Below are 21,210 nucleotides of genomic sequence, written 5' to 3'. Positions count from 1 at the left end.
AGCTTGCTCCCGCTGGGGCGCGCAGCGGCCCAAGAAGATGGGACTGCGGCGCAGTCCAGCGGGAGCAAGCTCCCTCGCCACAATTCAAGTGTCGCGCCTTATTCATGCGCGGTACTGACGGAACAGGCTTGAGCCTGTAGGCCTTCGAAATACAGGCGGAAAACGCCTGAACGCCAGTCAGTTACGAGATACAACATGCGACGCATACCCTGTGACGAGGGAGCTTGCTCCCGCTGGGGCGCGCAGCGGCCCAAAAGAAGGTGGGACTGCTGCGCAGTCCAGCGGGAGCAAGCTCCCTCGCCACAATTTGAGTGTCGCGCCTTATTCATGCGCGGTACTGACGGAACAGACTTGAGCCTGTCGGCCTTCGAAATACAGACGGGAAACGCCTGAACGCCAGTCAGTTACGAGATACAACATGCGACGCATACCCTGTGGCGAGGGAGCTTGCTCCCGCTGGGGCGCGCAGCGGCCCAAAAGAAGGTGGGACTGCTGCGCAGTCCAGCGGGAGCAAGCTCCCTCGCCACAATTTGAGTGCCGCGCCTTATTTATGCACGGTATTGGCGGACCACCTCGTCAATCGCCCGCTGGATGTCGCCGCGCACGTAACCCAGCAACGCGGTTTCCGTCGCGTCGGGCTCGTAGCTCACGGTGCTGCCGCGACCGGTATAAATTGCGGAGTCCGGGAGCATCGGGTGTTCCTGATCCAGCGCCGGCACCGCTGCATCGTTGCCGGCCGCACGCAGGAAGCCCTCGAAGTATTGCGCGTAGCTGAGGTTTTCATCCCCCACCAGATACGCCTTGCCCGACTCACCGCGCAGCAGCGCACCGAGGATCGCCTGGGACAGCGATCGGGTGGAAATGAAGTTGCTGCCACCGGCCGGGCCGTAGAACGGCATTGGTGCGAACTGGCCTTCGGCATAACGGGTGTAGGCTTCGAACATGTCGACCTTCAGCCCCGGCACCGCGCCGACCACGAAAGGCGCGTTGACGCTGCACACTTTGAAATCGGCGTTGGCCAAGGCACGCACGGCCTCGTCCGCCAGGTGCCGCGAGCGCACGTAAGGCACGGTCGCAATCAGCTCCGGCGCCACTTGCGGGTAGAAGCTGCCGACCAGCACTGCCTGCCGGATACCCGCGCTGCGTGCCAGTTCGAAGAGGCGTGGAATGGCCTCGACGTTGGCGCGTTGCCAGTGAGCGTCGATGTCGCCGTCTTGCGGTACATGGCGAATGTCATTGCCGGCAGCGAACACCAGGGCGTCGAAACCGGTCAGGTCTTCACGGCGGAATGTGCCGGCGACGTAGTCACCTTGCAGCTGCTTCAACCCGGCCAGGGCACTGCCGGCGGCGGCAGGCTTGCGCCCGGCGATGGTCACGTCGTGGCCATTGTCCTGAAGGTAAAGCGCGGCATGACCGCCAATCAGGCCGGTCCCGCCAATCACGAGAATCTTCATCGGGTGTTCACTCTTGCTTGAGCCCGGATTCGGGCCTGTTCAGTGGACGTGCCCAGGGTGTCCAGGGCACGGGAACTCAGAAGTTCAAGCCGTTGCCAGTCAGCACTGGCATGTTGGTCCAGGTGCCACGCGGGTCGCGGTACCAGCCCGCGGCGGCCAGTGCCCCGCCGTCCACGTGCAGGGTGGTGCCGGTCACCCAGGCGGCCAACGGGCTGGCCAGGTAAAGCGCCGCGCCGGCCATGTCCTCGACCTTGCCGAAGCGGCCCAGGGGTACCCAGTTCGGGATCTGCTCGCGGTGCTCGGCAGCAATCATCACGGCCAATGGCACTTGTGGCGTCTCGGTGGTTTCGGGGGCGATCTGGTTGACGCGAATACCCACCGGGCCCAACTCCAGCGCCAGGCTTTTGGTGAAACCGCCAATGGCGGATTTGAACGCGGCGTACACGCTGCAGTTAGGGATGCCGCGGAAGCCTTCGATCGACGACAGGCTGATGATGCTGCTACCGGCACCTTGGCGGCGCAGCAACGGCAACATGGCCCGGGTGACCCGGAAAATATGCTGCAGGTTGACGGCGTACAGGCGATCAATGTCCTCGTCGGTGTAGCCATCAAAGGGCTTGAAGATCATCAGCGAATCGCCGACGTTGTTCACCAGCACGTCGAGCCCGCCGAATCGCGCCTCAACCTGTTCGGCCAAGGCGTCCACCCGATCCTTGCGCGTGATGTCACCCTCCACCACCAGCGAATCGACCCCGGCGGTGTCCAGCCAGTCGCGCACTTGCGCGGCACGTTCGGCATCGACTTCGGCCACCACCAGGCGAGCCCCCGCGCGGCCGAAGGCCTCGACGATTGCCCGGCCTATTCCCACGCCACCCCCGGTGACGAGAACTGTCTTGCCTGTGAAATCAATCATGCTGCCATCCTTCTTTTTATTGTGCGGTTGATGGGCCTGCGCTTGACTTGTCGCTTGTCCGTCAGGTCTTGGGGCTGGACTTTTCTTCCACGACGAACATGCGTGTTGCGTTGCGATCGAACACATTCAGTTCGTCTTCAGCGATGCGGCGCGCGACATCGGGCTTCCTGTTCTCGGCAATAAAGACGTCATACGCAGCGCGGTCTTCGAACCAGATTTCCGTTACCACATCAAAATCGATGGACGCCGTTTGCGACAGAAAAGCCCCCTCCAGGTCCAGGAAATTGCGGCGATACTCCTTGATGCCCGGGAACAGGCTCTTGATCAGAGGCGCGTGATTATTTTCATAGTAATCAATCAGTTGATCGCGGCTCAGATCAGCTCTTTTTTTCAGCAAGGCGATGCACTTGTACATCTTCAGTCTCCAAAAAGCGGGCATACGCCCGCTCCAGATACGCCTGTGTTCAGAAGCGCGTTGGACGAACCATCGCGTCCATACCGCCATCGGCAAAGATCACGCTGCCATGGATGAAACTGGCCTGGGGCGATTGCACGAAGGCCACCAGCGCGGCGATTTCTTCAGGTTGGGCAAAATGCTTCAACGGCGCGACGAAATCGCGCACCGCCTGACCGAACCGCGCATCGTCCAGGGACGCTTGATACAGAGGCGTTTCCACGTTGCCCGGCGCCACCACATTCAAGCGAATGCCCTGCTTGCCCCAGGCCACGGACTTCTGCCGGGTGCTGCAGGTGACCGCGTACTTGGAGCAGGCATAAGCGGTCTGTGGCTGCCCGAGGGCGTTGGCCAGTTCCAGGGCCTGGGCTTCGTCCCCGGCCAACATGGCCGCGACCATGGGCTGATCGGGATTGGCCAGCGTGGCAGCTACAGAACCAATGACCAACGCCGCCGGCTGCTTGCCTTTGGCCAGGGCATCGACCAGGCCGTCGAGCAACTCGCTGACACCAAAATAATTGACCGACAGGATGATGCCGGGCGAAGGCGCCGTGACACCGACCCCGGCACAGCAAATCAAACCGTCCAGCACGCCGCCACTCTGTTCGAGCACGCTGGCGATGGCCGCTTGCCGGCCGGACGGGCTGGACAAATCAGCAATGACTTCGGCGTTGGCGCGGTCGATGCCAATGATCTGGTGCCCGGCCGCGCGCAGCACTGCGCAGACCGCCGCCCCCATACCGGAAGCAGAACCGCTGACAGCTGTAATAGGCATAACGTCTTTCCTTAAACATCAGGTGGGCAACAAGCCCCGCCGTTGTCCGGCGAGGCCTTCACGTGTCGTTCGTGTTGCTGAGGTTTTAGCGACCTATCGCACGCGCAGCGTCGGCGGTGTACTGATCCGGGGAGAACTTGCCTTCGTTGAGAATCGGGCCCTTTTTAGCTTCGTTGGTCATGCCGTAGCCGGTGTACTGGCCGGAGTTCAAGTCCATGAAGAACTGCGAACCCACTTGCCAGCCGCTCATGTCCGGGTGGTAGTAGTAGTTGGCCATGGCATGTTTCCAGAGCTGCCCGCGGGCATCGTAGTTGTCAGCCAGAACCGCGTTCCAGAAGTCCTCATCGAGGAACAGCACGCGTTTGCTGTAGACATGGCGATAACCGTCCTTCAGGTCGCCTTCGAGCACCCACACGCGACGCAACTCATATCGCATGTACTCCGGGTTGGGATGGTTAGGCGTCAGGATGTCCGCGTATTTGACGGAAGCCGTGTTGGGCTTGTAAGCGTTGGCCGGGGCGTAGATCTCGCGCTTGCCGATCAGCTTCCAGGTGAAGCGCTCCGGCGAACCGTTGAACATGCGGTCTTCGTCGATGGTCATGGTGCCGTTGGTACCGATCATCGGCTGATCGAAACCAAACCCCGGCAGTTGCCGAACGCGTCGGGTCGACGGGCTGTAAGACCAGGCCTGACGCGTGCCGGTGCCAAAGTTGTACGGTTCGTGGGAGATGCTCATGGTGCCGTTGTCCCGGGCGGGCTTCAGGGTCATGTTGTTGCTATAGGAAACAATCAGGTCTTCGCTTTTCGAGTCGACGGTCGGTGAGCTGCCCATCGCCATGTTGCGTGCGTAGGCACGGCCCCAACCGATACTGCCGTTGGGCAGGACCGACGCCAGGTCAGTGGTTTTTTCCTCGGTGTAGGCTTTTGCCGACAGTTGATGGTTCCACAGCAGTTCCATGCCGTTTTTCGGGATCGGGAACGGGATCAGGCCGATCCCGGTGAAGCCGGCGCCGTCGTTGACGATCTTGGCATGCAGTGCGTTGTCCATCGCGCGGCGGCAGATGTAGTCGGGGTAACGGAAATCCCGATGGCCCGGATAGATGTTCATCTTGTAGGTGGTCGGGTATTTCTTCAGCAGCGCTTTCTGGCCTTCGGTCAGCTTCGACTCGTACTGACTCATGTTCTGCGCGGTGATCACCAGGATCGGTTTCTCTGCCGCGTACGGGTCAACCGGTTGGTCGCCAGAGAACTTCACGTGATTCCAGCCTGGCACTTCACCCAGGTATTTGCCGGAGAACGGCGGAATCGTGCCCTCGGCATTCCCGGCTTGCTCGGCGCCGACGCAGGTCAGCTCCTTGCCCAGCTTGGCGGCTTCCTGAGGTGACACCTCGGCGTGCGCAAAACCAATAAACCCGCTATTGGCTGTGACTGCGACCGCGAGCATGAGACCTGTTCTTGTTATTTTCATGTGTTGCCTCCTTCGCTGATAAGGCTGTGTGGTATGGGACCCATTGTTCGTGTTCTGCCGGCCCGAACATCGTCCGGAAAGACTACGCAGGCGTCATGCGCCCAAACTTTCTTGCAGTTGCGCCTTGAGCACTTTGCCGGTGGCATTGCGCGGCAACGGCGCGAGCACCCGGAAGACGTGAGTGGGCACTTTGTAAGCCGCCAGACGCTCGGCGATGAATGCGCAGACTTGTGCTTCATGGGGCAGCGTCGAGGCCTGGCCATGCACGGCCAGCCCTACGGTTTCCCCCATCAGCGGGTCGGCAATGGCGAACGCCGCTGCTTCGAGCACGCCGGGCATGTCGAGGATGCAGGTCTCGACTTCAGCGGCCGAGATTTTCTCGCCACCACGGTTGATCAATTCCTTGACCCGACCGGTGATGCTGAGGAATCCCTCATCGTCGAGGTAACCGATGTCGCCGGTGTCGAGCCAGCCATCGCGCAGGCTGTGTGCGGTGGCTTCGGGCAGGTTCCAGTAAGCGCTCATCAACGTCGGCGAGCGCAGCCAGATCACCCCGCGCGTGCCGGCCGACTGCGGCTGGTCGGGACTGTCACCGATGCGAATATCGACAATCGGCAACGCCCACCCCGCCGTCGCCGGCTTGTAGACGAACTGATCGCCACCAATCGCTGCGCCAATGCCGTTGCTTTCGGTCAGGCCGAAGCCGGCGCCGCCAATGGCGTCAGGCTTGATCCTGAGCATGTCGTTGAGCACGTTCGCGGACGATGCGCCGCCGCCCAGGCCCAGGCCGAACAGGCTGGCGGTGTGCTCACTGCCGAAACGCGGCGAGGCGAGCAACTGCTGCATCATCACCGGCGCCCCGTTGAACTGGGTGCAACGCTCATCGCGAATCAGGTCGATGGCGCGTTCGACGTCCCATTTGTACATCAGCACCAGGCGCCGACCGCCCCGCAAGGCCGACAGAAACTGCGCGTGCAGGCCGCTGACATGGAACAGGGGAACTGCCGACAACGTGGTGGGCGCAAAGCCGCTGTTGATCACCACGCCGATGCGTTCGGGCGAGCTCATGGCGCAAAACGCGCCCTGGAAATCCAGCGCGGTCAGTGCCTGGCAGATCGCCCGATGGCTGGACAACGCACCCTTGGCGCGGCTGGTGGTGCCGGAGGTGTAGAGAATCATCGCCGGTGCATCGGGGTCGACTTGCAGCGCAGGCACCGGGGCTGGCGGTGCGCTGATCAGGTCTTCGTAACGCAGGCAGTATTCGGGCACAGCGCTTTGGGTACCGACGACGATGGTTGCCCGCTGCTCACGGGCCAGGTCTTCGCGCAGGGTGTCGAGGCGCGACTCGTCGCACAGCAGCAAGCGCGAGCCGCTGTCCTGCAACGCGTATTGCAACTCATCACGCAGGCCCCAACTGTTGAGCGGTACACACACCGCGCCGCAGCGCAGGATCGCGGCGAAGGCCACCAGCCACGCCGGCTGGTTACGCATGGCAATTGCCACCCGCTCACCGGGTTTGAGGCCAAAGCGGGCGACCATCTGCCCGGCCAGGCGATCAACCTGGTCGTAATACTGATTGAAGGTCAGGCGTTGCGATTGCCAGACCAGAAACTCACGATCACCGTGGACACGACCCGCATCAATCATCTGCAGCAGGTCATGTGCGGCGTTTCGGAAGTAGCGCGGCGCGCCATCTTCCGGTGTCACCACTTCAAAAGGTGAACCGGGGGCGATCAGTTGGCGCCACGCCGTTTGCCAGCGTTCAATGCTCATTATTGTTTTCTCCAGAACAGCTGAAAGACTTGTGGGAGTGGCCTGCACCTTCATCGCCTGACACGCCGCCATCGCGAGCAGGCTCGCTCCCACAGGGGACTTGTGTCGTACTCAAATACCGGGCTCCCCTCGGTTACCTGTGGGAGTGAGCCTGCTCGCGATGAGGCCGGCAGCTTCAACATCCTCGTTGCCTGACACTCCGCCATCGCGAGCAAGCTCGCTCCTACAAGGGTGATGCGTCGTACCCAAATGCCGGGCTCACCTCGATTCCCTGTAGGAGTGAGCCTGCTCGCGATGGGGCCGGCAGCTTCAACATCCTCGTTGCCTGACACTCCGCCATCGCGAGCAAGCTCGCTCCTACAAGGGTGATGCGTCGTACCCAAATACCGGGCTCACCTCGGTTACCTGTGGGAGTGAGCCTGCTCACGATGAGGCCGGCAGCTTCAACATCCTCGTTGCCTGACACGCCGCCATCGCGAGCAAGCTCGCTCCTACAAGGGTGATGCGTCGTACCCAAATGCCGGGCTCCCCTCGGTTACCTGTGGGAGTGAGCCTGCTCGCGATGGGGCCGGCAGCTTCAACATCCTCGTTGCCTGACACGCCGCCATCGCGAGCAAGCTCGCTCCTACAAGGGTGATGCGTCGTACTCAAATACCGGGCTCCCCTCGATTCCCTGTAGGAGCGAGCCTGCTCGCGATGGGGCCGGCAGCTTCAACATCCTCGTTGCCTGACACTCCGCCATCGCGAGCAAGCTCGCTCCTACAAGGGTGATGCGTCGTACCCAAATGCCGGGCTCCCCTCGATTCCCTGTAGGAGCGAGCCTGCTCGCGATGAGGCCGGCACATTCAACATCTTCATCGCCTGACACGCCGCCATCGCGAGCAGGCTCGCTCCTACAGGGGTTTACGCGTGGGCCGAATACCGTTCGCAGTGGAAGTCCCGGTCACCCAGGCAACTCTGCGCAACGCGCGCGCGCTTGAGGTAGAGGCCGACATCCAGCTCGTCGGTGACGCCAATGCCGCCGTGCATCTGCACCGCTTCGTTGGCGACCTTGATGGCCGTGTCGCCGGCCTTCCATTTCGCCAGGCTGACCAGTCGCGCGCGAGTGCGGGCGTCGTGGCCGGCGTCATCGAGGGTCGCCAGCGCGGCCATCAGGGCGCTGCGGCTCAGGGCCAGGTCGATGTACATTTGCGCGGCGCGATGTTGCAGGACCTGGAAGGTGCCAATCGCCGTGTCGAACTGCACGCGGGTCTTGAGGTATTCCAAGGTGGTTTCGAACAATTGCTCGGCCATCCCCAACAGCTCGGCGGCCAGGCAGGTGCGCCCCCGGTCCAGCGCCGTTTCCAGTGCAGCCCAGCCTTCGCCCAACGCACCGAGCAGCGCATCGCTTCCCAGTTGCACGCCGTTCAATTGCAGGCGTGCGCTGTTGCGCGAATCGATCAGCGGCAAGGCGCTCACCGTCAGGCCCGGCGTATTGGCAGGCACCAAAAACAGGCTGATGCCCTGCGTGTCGCCCGGCTGCCCGGACGTGCGCGCCGCCACTACATAGGCATCAGCGCCCAGGCCGTCGACCACCCAGAACTTGTCGCCGTGCAGGCGATAGCCCTGCCCTTCGGCTTTCGCTTCAAGGGCGACGTGGTTCGGTGCATGGCGCGAACGCTCATCCACGGCCAGGGCCACGCGCTGTGCACCGCCGATCACCGCTTGCAACCATTGCGCCTGCTGTGCCGAGTTGCCCGCCAGGTGCAGCAACGAGCCGCCCAGCACCACGCTGGAGAGCAACGGCGTGGAAGACAGGTTGCGACCGATGGATTCGAAGATCGGCCCAAGGCCCTTGCAGCCAAAATCCAGACCGCCGAGCGCTTCCGGAAACGGTATTGCACTCCAGCCCAGGTCCACGGCGTCCCGCCACAGCTGCGCATCGAAGCCCAATTCCACCGCGTCATCGCGCAGTCGACGCTGGGCGCTGACCGGGCTGCGGGCCGCAAGAAAGTCCCGCGCACTGTCGGCCAGCAAACGGTGTTCATCGCTATAACGCAGGCTCATGACGGTGCTCCTGTTTTCACGGCAGACTTCTTCGCTTCAGGCAAACCAAGCACGCGCTTGGCGATGACGTTGAGCTGGATTTCCGAGGCGCCGCCCGAGATGGTCAGCGCGTAGCTGTTGAGCCAGGCGCGGGTAATCGCCAGTTGTTGCTCGCTGAACGCGGGGTTGTCCCAACCGAAGGCATGCCCGGCCATGGCATCGAGCAAGACTTCGAACTTGTCGCGCTCCTGCTCGGTGTGCACCAGCTTCATGATCGACATCAGGCCGCCGATGTCATCGCCGGCCCTAGCCTCTTCACCCATGCGCTGCACGGTCAGGTTGTAGGCGTGCTCGTTCATCGCACAGGCCGTGGCCCGCGCCTGCAACGCGTACTCGCTTTGGCTCTGGGGTGCCGGTACGTATTCACGCATCAAGGCCAGCAGGTCGAAGTGCGACGGCAGGCTGAACTCGCCGAATTTCGACATCGCCTTGCGTTCGTGCTGCAACAGGTACTTGGCCAGGTTCCAGCCGCCGTTCAACGGCCCGATCAACTGGCTCTTGGGCACCTTGACGCCATCGAAGAACACTTGGCAGAACGCCGATTTGCCGCTGATCAAATCGATCGGCTGCGGCTTGACGCCGGGGCTGCGCATGTCCAGCACGATCAGGCTGATGCCTTCGTGCTTGGCGGCGCTGAAGTCGGTGCGCACCAGCGCGTACATCCAGTCGGACTTGTCGCCGTAGGAGGTCCAGATCTTGCTGCCATCCACCACGAAATGATCACCGGCATCCCGGGCCGCCATTTTCAGGCTGGCCAGGTCGGAACCGGCGTTCGGCTCGGAGAAGCCCTGGCACCAGCGCACTTCGCCCCGGGCAATCGGCGGCAACAGGTCACGTTTCTGCTCTTCGCTGCCAAACGCCAGCAACACCGGCCCGAGCATCCAGATGCCCAGGTTGATTTGCGGCGGACGGCATTTGATCCGGCGCATTTCGCTTTCCAGCACGGACAGTTCTTCGTCGCTCAGGCCTGCGCCGCCGTATTCCACCGGCCACTCCGGGCAGAACCAGCGCTTGTCGCGCATGCGTTCGAACCACAGGCGTGCGTCTTCGCAAGGAAATTGCGGGTTCTGGCTGCCCCACACCACATCGCCTTCAGCCATGCCGGTGCGCATCGACGGCGGGCAGTTGGCTTCCAGCCAGGCACGGGTGTCGTGCCGGAATTGCTCGATAGTGCTCATGAAAGTCCCCTTCAACCCGCCCCGGTTGAGGGGCGAGTACGGTTTTTGTTTTTGATGGACGAGCGTCAGCGTGGGGCGCGCGGCATGCCGAGGCCAAACTGAGCGATCAGTTCGCGCTGGATTTCATTGGTACCGCCGCCGAAGGTCAGTGTCGTCACGCAGCGCAACTCGAATTCCAGTTCGCCTTGCAGCAAGGTGGCCGCCGAGCCGCTGCGCATCGAGCCATTCGCCCCGACGATCGCCGCCAGCTTGCGCAGGATTTCAATGGCCGACTCCGAACCGAACACCTTGGTGGTCGAACTCAGCGCCACGCTCAGGCGGTCATGTTCCAGGTCAGAAGCGATGCGCATGTTGATCAGGCGCATTGCTTCCAGGCGGGCATAACACTCGGCCAGCGAGCTGCGCACCCAGGCCTTGTCCATCGCCCGGCGGCCCTGCTCGTCACGAGCACGCGCCCAGAGGTAAACCCGGCGGAACAGCGCCACCACCTTGTCCGACCAGGTGCCGAGGCCAAGACGTTCGTGGTTCAGTTGCGAGGTGATCAGCTTCCAGCCGCCGTTCAACTCCCCGACCAGCATTTCTTTGGGCACCCGCACGTTGTCGTAGTAGGTGGCCGTGGTCGGAATGCTGGTGGTCGGAATCACCGTGTGAGAAAAACCCGGGGTCAGGGTGTCGACGATCAGCAGCGAAATGCCTTTGTGCCGCGCCTGGGTCGGATCGGTACGGGCCGCCAGCCAGACGAAGTCAGCGGCCTCGGCGCCCGAGGTCCACAACTTGTTGCCATTGACCACGAAGCCTTCATCGTCCTGGCGGGCGCTGGTTTTCAGCACCGCCAGGTCGCTGCCGGCGCCGGGTTCGGAGTAACCGATGGCGAACATGATTTCGCCGGCGGCAATGCCGGGCAGGAAACGTTCTTTTTGCAACTCGCTGCCGTGGGCCATCAAGGCCGGGCCGACGGTGCTGATGGTCACGAACGGCAGCGGCGCCCCGGCGATGTTGGCTTCTTCAAAAAAGATCAACTGTTCGGTGGCGGCATAGCCCTGGCCGCCATGGGCCTTGGGCCAGCCGACGGCCAGCCAGCCGTCGCGCCCCATCTGGCGGATGGTCTGGCGATAGAGTTCGCCGCCTTCCTGGCCGCGCAACTGGTCGCGCATGTCCGGGGTCATCAGGGCCTGGAAATAGTCCCGCACCTTGTGGCGCAGGGCATGTTGTTCGGGAGTGAGGTCAACGAACATATGCTGCTCCTTACGCTGCGCCGAGAATCAGGCCGCTGGTGGGTACGCCGGTGCCGGCCGTGACCAGCACGTTCTGCACATCCGCCACTTGGTTGACCGCTGTGCCGCGCACCTGACGCACGGCTTCGGCGATGCCGTTCATGCCGTGGATGTAGGCTTCGCCCAGTTGCCCGCCGTGGGTGTTGATCGGCAGTTTGCCGCCACGGGCGTGGTGCCCGGCGCGGATGAACTCCTTGGCTTCGCCACGTTTGACGAAGCCGAATTCCTCCAGCTGCGGCAGCACGAACGGGGTGAAGTGGTCGTAGATCACGGCGGTCTGGAACGACTCCGGGCCCAGGCCCGACTGGCGATACAGTTCGCGGGCGACCACGCCCATCTCCGGCAGCCCGGTGATGTCGTCGCGGTAGAACGAGGTCATGCTCTGCTGGCCGTGGCTAATGCCTTGGGAGCCGGCCTTGATCGTCACCGGTTTCTGCCGCAGGTCACGGGCACGCTCGACGGAAGTGATGACCATCGCGACGGCGCCATCGGATTCCTGGCAGCAGTCGAGCAAGTGCAACGGTTCACAGATCCAGCGCGACGCCTGGTGTTCTTCCAGGGTGATCGGCTTGCCATGGAAAAACGCCTGGGGGTTGGTCGCGGCAAAATCCCGCGCCGCCACGGCGATCCGGCCGAAGTCCTCGGAGGTCGCGCCGTAGGTGTGCATGTAGCGCTGGGCGAACATCCCGACCCAGGCCGCCGGCGTGTGGAAGCCGTGGGGCATGTACCAGCCGTAGTTGACGTTGTCGAAGGTCGGCGTCGCGGCGAAACCGTAGCTACCGGTGCCGAAGCGGTACCAGGAGCGTTCGTTCATGGCGCGATACACCACCACGGTTTTCGCCACGCCAGTGGCCACGGCCATGGCCGCGTGCATCACCGGTCCGCAGGCCGCACCGCCCCCATGGGGCACTTGCGAGAAAAACTTCACGTCCTTGCAACCGAGCAAACGGGCGATTTCGTATTCCGGGACCTTGTCCACGGAATAGGAGCTGAAACCGTCCACTTCGCTCGGGTCGATGCCGGCGTCCTTGAGCGCGCTCAAGGTGGCCTCCATGGCCAGGCGCAATTCGGTGCGTCCGGAGTTCTTGGAAAATTCGGTTGCGCCCAAGCCAACGATCGCGGCGCGCCCGGAAATCGATGAATCAGTCATCTGTGTCTCTCCGGCTGTCAGGGCAGGACTACCGCGACCGTACCGGTCACGTGGTTGCCCATGGAATTTTTGCCGCCGAGGGTGATTTCCACCGTGCGGGTGTCGGCGTCGAGGCGCGTGACGCTGCCGCTGAAGGTCATGCAGTCACCGGGATAGTTCGGTGCGCCGAGCTTGATTTTCAGCGAGCGGAACTCCACCAGCGGCCCGGCCCATTGCTCGATGAACCGCTGCACCAACCCGTTGGTGGTGAGGATGTTCATGAACACATGGGGCGACCCCAGTTCACGCGCGGCGTCCGCGTCGTGGTGACCGGGAAAATAGTCACGGGTGGCAATCGCGCCGCCATTGATCAGGGTCACCGTGACCGGGACCGCCAGTTCCGGCAGTGCTTCGCCGGGGCGCACGTCTTCAAAGCGCTTGGTGTTCTTGGAGGTCATATTTCCATCCCAGCTTGTCGTTATCGTTGAGCCAGTCGCCCAGGCGTTCCAGGTTTGCCGCCGAACCGCCGAGGGCCACGGTGATGCCGCGACTCCAGTACAGGAAACGGTGGATCGGGTACGTCAGGTCGACGCCAATCCCGCCGTGCACGTGCTGTGCGGTGTGACCGATTCGGTGGCCCGCTTCACAGGCCAGCCACGCGGTGGCCAGGGATTCGGAAGGCGCCCGCAAGCCAGCATCGATGCGATACGCCAGTTGCCACAGCGCGGTGCGCAAGGCTTCGACGGCGATGTGCGTGTCGGCCATGGTCATCTGCACCGACTGGAAGCTGCCAATGGCGCGTTCGAACTGCTGGCGCTCGCCGACGTAGATCACGGTGCGGCGGATCTGCTCTTCGCTGACGCCCAGTTGCAAGGCGGCCAACGCGGCCACGCTGCGCAGTTCCAGCCAGTCAACCGCCTCGGCGGGTAACAGCGCGTTCGCGCTCACGGTCAAGCCTTCGATGTGCAGGTCGGCCACCGCTTCGCCGTGGGTCAACACGCCCGACACCCGTTGAATCTCGGGCGCTGACAAGTCCAGCAGCAACAAACGTGGTTTACCTTCGGCCAGCACCACCACCAGCGCGGCGTGGGCCTGATCGGCCAGGGAAAGGGCCGCCACCCGGCCGTTGATCAACCAGCCGTCGGCACTGGCACTGGCTTGCAGCTCAATCCCCAGCGCGCTGTTCAACCCGTCGAGCGACACGCTGAACAGCGCCTCGCCGGTGGCGGCCTTGGCGATCCAGCCGTTATTGTCACTGGCGCCGAAACGGGCCAGTGTCGCGGCCGCCAGTTGATGGCGCCACAACGGCACCTGGGCCAGCGCCTTGCCCTGGGCCTGCAACACCAGCATCAGCTCGGTCATGCCCAGGCCGCTGCCGCCGTGTTCTTCGGGAATGGCCAGCGCTTGCAGGCCGGTCTCGATGCACAGCTTCCACAGCGGCGCCATCATCGGCTCGCCGCTGGTGTCCCACTGGCGCATGTAGTCTTCATTGCAATGGTCGACGAACAGGCCGTCCGCCATCTGCGCGATGGCGCGCTGATCTTCACTTAATTCGAAATCCATGTGACTGGCTCCTAGGCGTCTACCGGCCGGAACATAGGCAGGGTCTGCTGGTCATCGAAGTGCTGGAACTCGACCTGCAAGCGCTGGCCGATCTGGATTTGCTCGCGTGTGACACCGACCAGTCCGGCGATCAGGCGCACGCCCTCCTCCAGTTCGATCAGCCCGATAGGGTTGGGGTAGTCGAACGGCGGAACTTCGGGGTAATGCATGACCACGAACGAATACAGCGTGGCGCGGCCGCTGGCTTGCACGGTGTCCCAGTCGAAGCTGTGGCACTCGATGCACACCGGCGCCGGTGGATGACGCAGGGTCTTGCACGCCGTGCAACGCTGGATCAGCAGCTGGCCCTTCTCGCAGCCTTCCCAGAAAAAGCGCGTGTCATCGCTCATGCCCGGCAATGGACGCTTGGGTTTGGCCGGTGCGGCCTCTACTTTTGCGGGGGCCTGGGCATTGGCCGGGCGGAATTTGAAGACGCGGAACAACAACTCGCCGACCGGTTCATCGCCGCCGGCTTTTTCCACGAAATGGTTCATGACCAGCGTGACGAAAAAACCGGTGCCAAGGGCCGTGGTTTTTTCATCGCTGACCGACTCCAGGCGCGTCGTGTAGTAGAGCTTTTCGCCCATCCGCAGCGGCCGGTTGAAGGTCAGTTCGGAGTTGACCGCCACGGTGGACATGAAGCCATGCGCCTCCATGATCTTGAGCACCTCATAGGGGTTCTCATCGGTCGAGCCCGGCGGATAGTTGTTGGCGTGCAAACCTTCCATGGTCCAGACCTGCAACATGCCCGGCGGGGCGATCAGCCCTTCATGCCGGGTGCCGAGGGCGAACGCAGGGTCGGTATAGACGGGGTTGTCCACGCCCATGATCTCGCACCATTGGCGGACCATCGGTGCGTTGACCTCATCCCAGGCGTACACGCGGCCGTATTGGCGCCCCACCAGGGCGCGCGCGTCGGATAGCAATTGTGGATCAGCCAAAGTCGTCTCCTTTAAATTGAAGGCGGCGACCGGACCCGGCCGCCGCCACGGGTCGATCAGGTGGGCAGAACCTGCGCGGCCGCCCCGAGAAAGGCCGGACGTTCACCACCGCCATGCAGCAACAGGTTGCAACCGCTGGCGTAACTGGCCAGCGGCGATGCGATGTACAGACAGGCGTTGGCAATGTCTTCGGCGACCGCCATGCGTGCCGCCGGAATGCCCGCAGCAACGGCGGCAATACCGGCTTCGGAGCCGTAGTGCAGATGGGCCTGTTCGGTCAGCACCAGGCCCGGGCTGACCGTGACCACCCGGACCTTGGGCCCCCACTCCACCGCCAGCGATTGCACCAGCGCCAACACCCCGGCCTTGGCCGCGCCATAGGCGGCGGTACCTGGCGAGGAACGCAGTGCGCTGATGCTGCCGATGAAGACGATGCAACCGCCCTGGACTTGTGCCTGCATCAGCCGGTTGGCGTGCTGGGCAACGTTGAGCGGTGCGATCAGGTTCAGGCCGATGATGCTTTCATGAAACCTCGGCGACGCCGTGGCTGCATCGGCGTTGGGGCTGCCGCCGGCGTTGTTGATCACCACATCGAGGCGGCCGAAGTCGCGTTCGATGGTGGCGAACAGTCGTTGCAGGGAATCGTGGTCACGCACATCGGCGGCAACGAACGTCGCGCTCTTGCCACCGTGCGACGGCACCTGTTCAGGCTCGCGCCGAGCACAGACGATCACCCGTGCGTTCGCGGCCAGGAAACCCAGCGCGATACCCGCGCCGATGCCTTTGGTGCCACCGGTGACCAGCACCACCTTGCCGCTGTAATCAAGACCTGAATGCAGCTCCATCATGTGCTCCTTTTCTACTGACAAGGATCACTCTAGGGACGAACCCGGGGCCAAACTACGTCTGAACGGACGATGAAAATCAAACGCTGCGAACAGGACACTGACGGGAATTCACACGTTGCCTGGTCCTTGAGGATGCCCATGTCCGATTCATCCGTTGCACCGGTTCTGCTCGAACGTCCTCTGCCGGGCGTGGCGCTGTTGCGGCTCAACCGGCCGCAGGCGACCAATGCCTTGAGCCTGGAATTGCAGGCGCTGCTGTCGCGTTATTTCAGTGAACTGGCGGTCGATCCCGAGGTGCGCTGCATCGTGCTGACGGGCGGTGACAAGGTGTTCGCCGCCGGCGGCGACATCACCAGCATGGCCGGGGTCGGCGCCATCGATATTTACAAGCGTCACACCGAGCGGGTCTGGGGGCCGATCCAGCATTGCCCCAAGCCGGTGATCGCGGCGGTCTGCGGTTACGCCTATGGCGGGGGCTGCGAACTGGCGATGCACGCCGACCTGATTGTGGCCGGACGCAGCGCGCGCTTCTGCCAGCCTGAGATCCGCATCGGCATCATGCCCGGCATCGGCGGCACCCAGCGGCTGGTGCGTGCGGTGGGCAAGGTCAAGGCGATGCGCATGGCGCTTACCGGCCAGCCGATCAGTGCCGAGGAAGCCTGGGTGTCCGGACTGGTCAGCGACCTGGTGGACGATGACCAGGTGCAGGCCCACGCCCTGGAACTGGCGCGCGTGATCGCGGCCATGCCGGCCCTGGCGGCAGAGCAAATAAAGGAAGTGATCCTGGCGGGCATGGACGCGCCACTGGAAGCTGGCCTGGCCCTGGAGCGCAAGGCCAACGCGCTGTTGTTCGCCTCGCGTGATCAGAAGGAAGGCATGCAAGCGTTTATCGAAAAACGCCCGGCAGAGTTTACGGGGGAATGAAGCAGCAATCCTCCGCCCCACTGGATTAGCAACTTCGTACTCCCTGTGGCGAGCGAGCTTGCTCGCGCTGGGCTGCGCAGCGGCCCCAAAAATCCGGCAGTCACTCTAATTTTTGTGAGTGCTACGCACTCAAGCGGGAGCAAGCTCCCTCGCCACAGGTTTCTGTCTCCCCACGTAAATACGACGGGTTAGATACACATCACCATCTGCCCGCTGTCGATACGCAACTCGACACCATTGATCGCCCGCGATTCGTTGCTGGCCAGAAACAGCACGCTGCCCGCGACATCTTCGGGCAGGCACATGCGGTTCATCGGGTCGGTGTCGATGGTCAGGCGTGTCGGGTCGAGCCCCTCGGGCAAGCTGGCGCTGGTCATATCCGTAAGCACGCCATCCGGGTGCAACGTGTTGCAGCGGATCCGGTATTTTCGACGCCGGCAGAACGCGGCCACGGAACGCGACAACGCCGCCACCGCGCCTTTCGAGGCGCTGTAGGCCAAGTAGTCGTCGCGCCCGGCGAGGGCCGCGATCGACGACAGGTTGATGATCGAACCGCCGGTTTCCTTCATCAGCGCGATGCCTTCGCGACACCCGATAAACACGCTGTCGGCGTTCACCCGCATGATCGTGTGCCACTCCTCCAGGGTCGCGTCCTCGATGCTGCCAGGGAGCAGGATGCCGGCGTTGTTCAGCAGGATATCCAGCCGGCCATGGTGCTCGCGCAAATGGGCCATGACGTGGCGCCAATCGCTCTCGCTGCTGGCGTCATGCCGGATAAACGTTGCGGCCGGGCCGATTTCAGCGGCCAGTGCCTCGCCCGCCGCAACGTCCACGTCGCTGATCAGTACCTGGGCGCCTTCCGCCGCCAACAGGCGCACACTCGCCCGGCCGATACCCTTGGCCCCGCCGGTTACCAGTGCAACCTTGCCGTGTACCCGGCCGTTTTTGTTGTTGTGGTTGTTCGTCATCATGTCGTCTCTTGTGCGGTGGTCGGATGAAGCTGTTGAGTCAGGAGCCGGGAGACGGCCGCGCCCGCGCGCCGTCCGGAGAACACACAGTCCGCCAGGGATAAACCGCTGATGTAGAGGTGCGAAGGAATGCCCAGCGCGGTGCGCCCGGCGGCAAACAGGCCCTGGATTGGCTGCCCCTGCCCGTCGAGCACCGCGCCGTTGCCTTCGTCCACGCGCAGCCCGCCGAGGGTCAAGGCCCCCAGCGGAAAAACCGGGTTGGAGACGGAAATGTCGCAGGCGTAAAACGGCCCCTGATCGAGCACCTGACGGCCCTTCTCGGATTTACCGAACGGCTCCGGCGCCTCGCCACGGGCGGCGGCATTGGCGGCCAGCACTGATTCGCGCAACACCGCCGAATTCATCCCGGTGGTGGCGGCCAGCTCGCTCAGGTGCTGGCCCTTGCGCACTTTGAACAGCATCAGCGCCAGGGCCGGGAAGCTTTGGAACCACCAGTAACCGCCAAACAAGGCCTCGCGGATGGCTTTCTTGCGCAACGGCGCATCCAGCACCAGCCAGGCCCTGCCGCCCTGTTCTTCCATCAAGGGCTGACCCAGGGTCGCGCCGTAGACTTCTTCGTTGCAGAAACGCCGGCCTTCGCGATTGACCACAATGCCCTTGTGCCAACTGTACGGCGGATTGATAAAACGCCACGCCGACACCCGTTCCAGCCCCGCGCCCTGACCACCGACGCTGGTGCCCAGGCGCAAGCCGCTGCCGTCGCAACCGGTGGCCCCCACCTTGAAATTGCGCTGGAACTTAGGCGCATGGCGCTTGATCAGTTCGCGATTAAAAATGAACCCGCCCGTGCTGAGGATCACGCCGTTACGGGCGCGGACCAGACGTGGCCGGGCGAACTCCCGCTCGAGCTGGCCGACCCGCTCACGCAGCTTCGCGCAGTACCCCGGCGCGAAATTCTGCAAGCGCTCGGCACGATCGGCCAGGCGTGCATGCAACTTCGCTTCCCGGCTGCCGGGCGGCATGCACCAGATCTCGGCACCGACCACCCGCCCCTGAGCATCGACCACCAGGCGCTTGGCCGCCGCTTGCAGCAAAGGACGAGCCCCCGCACGCAGGCACGCGCTCTTCAAGTGTCCATACAACACCGCGCCGCACTGGCCTTTGCCGACAGTGCGATGGCCACGGGGTGCGGGCGGCAGAGGACCGCCGTGCTGCGGGACCAGTTCGTTGCCGGAGTAGTAGAGAAAATAACCGTCCGGCGGATACGAGGTTTTACCGCCCGGTGGCATCCGGCTGCCGTAAGGCGCGCCGTGACTTTCCAGCCAGTCGAGATTGCTGACGCTGTCGGCACAGAAACGCCGCAGCGTGTCGTCACTGACCACGCTTTGGGTTTCATGCTTGAGGTAGTCAAACATGGCTTCGGGGGTGTCACTGAAACCCGCCGCCTGCTGATGACGGGTGCCGCCACCGGCGTAGACCACCCCGCCACTCTTGGCACTGGCGCCGCCGCCGGTAAAGCGGTCGGCAATCAACACATCGGCGCCCTGGGCCCGAGCCTCCAGCGCCGCGCAAGCCCCGGCGGCGCCCCAGCCGATAATCAGCACGTCGCAATGTTCATCCCACACCAGCGCGCCGCTGTCGGCGACTTGCAAAGGGGTCTGAACCGGCGTGCAGAAGCTGTCTTCGACGGTTGCCATACCACCTCCTATCGTTCGCGGGCCAGGTGATTGGCGGCGACATAGGCGAAGGTCATCGCCGGGCCCAACGTACCGCCGGCACCCGGGTAACTGGTGCCCATCACCGAGGCCGAACAGTTGCCGATCGCATACAGGCCGGCAATAGGTTCGCCATCCTCACGGACCACTTGCGCATGTTCGTTGGTCAGCAGGCCGCCCTTGGTGCCGATGTCCCCGGCATCCAGGCGCATCGCGTAGTACGGGCCTTTGCGCAACGGCGCCAGGCACGGGTTGGGTTTGACGTTGGTGTCGCCGTAGTAACGGTCGAACACATTGCCGCCGCGCCCGAAGTCCGTGTCCTTGCCCGTGCGTGCATAGTCGTTGACCTTGACCACGGTGGCTTCAAGGCCGACGGGGTCGACGCCGATCTGCTTGGCCAGCCCGGTCAACGAATCATCCTTCCAGTACAGGGTGTTCAGCCATTCCTTGCGCAAGCGGCTGTCGGGCATGATCTGCGCCGGCATCAACGGTCCCATCGCGTAGTTGTAGCGGAAATGCCCGTCGAAAATCACCCAGGCCGGCACGGATTTGCCGGCGGTGAGGCCGTTGTCTCGGTACATGGCGTCGACGAATTCCAGGTACGGCGCAGCCTCGTTGACGAAGCGCTGCCCCAGGCTGTTGACCACGATGGCGCCCGGGAAGGCACGCTCGGCAAAGATCCCCCGGGGCTTTTCCTCGCCCGGTACCGCGATGGTCGGCGCCCACCAGGCCCAATCCATCAACGCGGTAGCTGCGCCCTGGGCCAGCCCGGCTTCCAGTGCCGCGCCGGTGTTGTTCCCCGGCGGGGTTGCGCTCCAGCCCATGCGGGTCGGTTGCGGCAGGTATTTTTCACGCAGTACCTGGTTTTGTTCAAACCCACCGGACGCCAGAATCACCCCGTGACGGGCGTACAAGTTCACGTCGGCGCCGTCACGGCGCACGGTGATGCCGTTGATCCGCCCGCCCTCGCTGAGCAACCCGGAAAAATCGGTGTTAAGCCACAGCGGTACGTTGCGGTCCATCAACGAACGTCGCAACGCGGCCACCAGCGAACTGCCCAGCGAAGCACGGCGGTCGATCTTGCTTTTACGGCGCCATTTGAAGTCCAGTTTGTAACGCAGCATCAGGCCCATGATCAGCAGGCGCCAGCCGAAACTGCGCGCCATGACCTTGTGCGCATCGCGGGCGGTCCAGGCGATGCAACCCATGAGCAAGGTCGACGGCGACGGCTTGCGCAGGTTGGCCAGTTCGTCACCCAACAGGCTGGTGTCGAAGAACTCCGGATCGAGGGTCCGGCCACCCGCCAACGCGCCCGGCAAGTGCGGGTAATAATCGGGGTATTTGGCGGCCACCGCGTAGCGCACGCGGCTGGTCTTGGCCAGCTCCTTGATCATCTTCGGTGCATTGTCCAGGTAGGTGCGCAGTCGGGTTTCATCGACATGCTCACCCGCCGCTGCTTTCAGGTAGCGCAGGGCGGTGTCGTAATCGTCGTTGCCGTTCAGGCGGGCGAAATAGTGGTTGTTGGGGATCCAGATCCCACCGCCGGAAATGGCCGACGTGCCGCCGTACTTGTCGCTCTTTTCCACGACGAGCACGCTGAAACCCTGGTCGGCGAGGAACACTGCCGATGTCATTGCACCTGCGCCCGAACCAACGACGATCACGTCGTAGCGGGTCTGAGACTGATCTTGAGCCGTCATTTTTTGTTA

18 protein-coding genes are annotated in these 21,210 nt (G+C 63.3%); 1 reads left to right on the top strand and 17 read right to left on the bottom strand.

What is annotated here, in order from left to right:
* Positions 1–548: 548 nt before the first annotated feature.
* From EJA72_RS00190 to EJA72_RS00125, 14 genes are all read right to left on the bottom strand, one after another.
* Complete coding sequence (locus tag EJA72_RS00190; protein ID WP_157709544.1) at positions 549–1,454, bottom strand: NAD(P)-dependent oxidoreductase; 906 nt, start codon at positions 1,452–1,454, stop codon at positions 549–551.
* Positions 1,455–1,530: 76 nt separating this feature from the next.
* Positions 1,531–2,367, bottom strand: coding sequence for an SDR family NAD(P)-dependent oxidoreductase (locus EJA72_RS00185; RefSeq protein WP_157709543.1), 837 nt, complete (start codon positions 2,365–2,367; stop codon positions 1,531–1,533).
* A 61-nt stretch (positions 2,368–2,428) separates the two neighbouring features.
* On the bottom strand, positions 2,429–2,782 hold the full coding sequence (locus tag EJA72_RS00180) for an EthD domain-containing protein (RefSeq protein ID WP_178128944.1): 354 nt from the start codon (positions 2,780–2,782) through the stop codon (positions 2,429–2,431).
* A 49-nt stretch (positions 2,783–2,831) separates the two neighbouring features.
* Positions 2,832–3,596: an SDR family oxidoreductase gene (locus tag EJA72_RS00175; RefSeq protein WP_157709542.1), complete on the bottom strand. Its 765-nt coding sequence runs from the start codon at positions 3,594–3,596 to the stop codon at positions 2,832–2,834.
* Positions 3,597–3,681: 85 nt separating this feature from the next.
* Entirely contained in the window at positions 3,682–5,064 is a 1,383-nt protein-coding gene (locus tag EJA72_RS00170; protein WP_178128943.1) for a DUF1329 domain-containing protein, read from the bottom strand.
* 93 nt (positions 5,065–5,157) lie between these two features.
* Positions 5,158–6,837: a class I adenylate-forming enzyme family protein gene (locus EJA72_RS00165; RefSeq protein ID WP_157709541.1), complete on the bottom strand. Its 1,680-nt coding sequence runs from the start codon at positions 6,835–6,837 to the stop codon at positions 5,158–5,160.
* Positions 6,838–7,740: 903 nt separating this feature from the next.
* Positions 7,741–8,883, bottom strand: coding sequence for an acyl-CoA dehydrogenase family protein (locus EJA72_RS00160; protein ID WP_157709540.1), 1,143 nt, complete (start codon positions 8,881–8,883; stop codon positions 7,741–7,743).
* Entirely contained in the window at positions 8,880–10,100 is a 1,221-nt protein-coding gene (locus EJA72_RS00155; protein ID WP_157709539.1) for an acyl-CoA dehydrogenase family protein, read from the bottom strand. Before EJA72_RS00155 ends, EJA72_RS00160 begins: the two co-directional genes overlap by 4 nt.
* 65 nt (positions 10,101–10,165) lie before the next feature.
* Positions 10,166–11,335: an acyl-CoA dehydrogenase family protein gene (locus EJA72_RS00150; protein WP_157709538.1), complete on the bottom strand. Its 1,170-nt coding sequence runs from the start codon at positions 11,333–11,335 to the stop codon at positions 10,166–10,168.
* 10 nt (positions 11,336–11,345) lie between these two features.
* Positions 11,346–12,524: a lipid-transfer protein gene (locus EJA72_RS00145; protein ID WP_157709537.1), complete on the bottom strand. Its 1,179-nt coding sequence runs from the start codon at positions 12,522–12,524 to the stop codon at positions 11,346–11,348.
* Positions 12,525–12,541: 17 nt separating this feature from the next.
* Positions 12,542–12,961, bottom strand: coding sequence for a MaoC family dehydratase (locus EJA72_RS00140; RefSeq protein ID WP_157709536.1), 420 nt, complete (start codon positions 12,959–12,961; stop codon positions 12,542–12,544).
* Complete coding sequence (locus EJA72_RS00135; RefSeq protein WP_157709535.1) at positions 12,933–14,066, bottom strand: acyl-CoA dehydrogenase family protein; 1,134 nt, start codon at positions 14,064–14,066, stop codon at positions 12,933–12,935. The genes EJA72_RS00140 and EJA72_RS00135 overlap by 29 nt, the downstream gene beginning before the upstream one ends.
* Positions 14,067–14,077: 11 nt before the next feature.
* Complete coding sequence (locus EJA72_RS00130; RefSeq protein WP_157709534.1) at positions 14,078–15,046, bottom strand: bifunctional MaoC family dehydratase N-terminal/OB-fold nucleic acid binding domain-containing protein; 969 nt, start codon at positions 15,044–15,046, stop codon at positions 14,078–14,080.
* Positions 15,047–15,102: 56 nt separating this feature from the next.
* Complete coding sequence (locus EJA72_RS00125; protein ID WP_157709533.1) at positions 15,103–15,891, bottom strand: SDR family oxidoreductase; 789 nt, start codon at positions 15,889–15,891, stop codon at positions 15,103–15,105.
* A 141-nt stretch (positions 15,892–16,032) separates the two neighbouring features.
* Between EJA72_RS00125 and EJA72_RS00120 the strand changes: the two genes are divergently transcribed.
* Positions 16,033–16,818, top strand: a complete 786-nt coding sequence (locus EJA72_RS00120) for an enoyl-CoA hydratase (protein WP_157709532.1) — start codon at positions 16,033–16,035, stop codon at positions 16,816–16,818.
* A 188-nt stretch (positions 16,819–17,006) separates the two neighbouring features.
* Here EJA72_RS00120 and EJA72_RS00115 read toward each other — a convergent pair whose 3' ends face one another.
* From EJA72_RS00115 to EJA72_RS00105, 3 genes are read right to left on the bottom strand one after another with little or no spacing between them, the layout of a single operon-like run.
* The gene (locus EJA72_RS00115; RefSeq protein ID WP_157709531.1) at positions 17,007–17,789 is read right to left on the bottom strand and encodes an SDR family oxidoreductase; all 783 of its coding nucleotides are present in this window, start codon (positions 17,787–17,789) and stop codon (positions 17,007–17,009) included.
* On the bottom strand, positions 17,786–19,483 hold the full coding sequence (locus EJA72_RS00110; RefSeq protein WP_157709530.1) for an FAD-binding protein: 1,698 nt from the start codon (positions 19,481–19,483) through the stop codon (positions 17,786–17,788). Before EJA72_RS00110 ends, EJA72_RS00115 begins: the two co-directional genes overlap by 4 nt.
* Positions 19,484–19,491: 8 nt before the next feature.
* Positions 19,492–21,201, bottom strand: a complete 1,710-nt coding sequence (locus tag EJA72_RS00105) for an FAD-dependent oxidoreductase (RefSeq protein ID WP_157709529.1) — start codon at positions 21,199–21,201, stop codon at positions 19,492–19,494.
* Positions 21,202–21,210: the final 9 nt, after the last annotated feature.

This window comes from Pseudomonas sp. PB120 (assembly GCF_009761815.1).
Lineage (GTDB): Bacteria > Pseudomonadota > Gammaproteobacteria > Pseudomonadales > Pseudomonadaceae > Aquipseudomonas.
Note: the sequence above shows the minus strand (reverse complement) of the source record. Positions and strands in the feature narration are given on the sequence as shown.